At 51.6% G+C, this 364-nt stretch carries 2 rRNA genes; both read left to right on the top strand.

The window, feature by feature from the left end:
* Positions 1 to 98 (top strand): 23S ribosomal RNA (locus M4D81_RS34660); the annotation flags it as partial.
* Positions 99 to 246: 148 nt separating this feature from the next.
* Positions 247 to 363 (top strand): 5S ribosomal RNA (gene rrf, locus M4D81_RS34655).
* Position 364 lies beyond the last annotated feature (1 nt).

The following is a 364-nucleotide window of genomic DNA, read 5'->3' as shown; positions in this document are numbered from 1 at the left end:
AGTAAGACCCCTTGAAGACGACGAGGTAGATAGGTTGGAGGTGGAAGTGCAGCAATGCATGGAGCTGACCAATACTAATCGGTCGAGGGCTTATCCAAAAAACACCCCAAAAAGTGAAGCGAAGCTTTGAAGCAACGCCGAATACTTTCCGGGGACCCCGATACCACATCGGGTGAATGCTACGAATTCTAATCAATGCAAATTTCGTTTCGTATCTAGTTTTCAGGTGATCAAGCATCTGAACCGTTTGGTGGCGATGGCGGAAGGGTTCCACGCGTTCCCATACCGAACACGACCGTTAAGCCTTCCAGCGCCGATGGTACTTGGACCGAAGGGTCCCGGGAGAGTAGGACGTCGCCAAGCG

Origin of the sequence: Paenibacillus sp. p3-SID867, assembly GCF_025142895.1 — a bacterium.
Taxonomy (GTDB): Bacteria; Bacillota; Bacilli; order Paenibacillales; family Paenibacillaceae; genus Paenibacillus_AQ.
The sequence above is the reverse complement of the archived record's forward strand: the minus strand, read 5'-3'. Positions and strand labels throughout refer to the sequence as shown.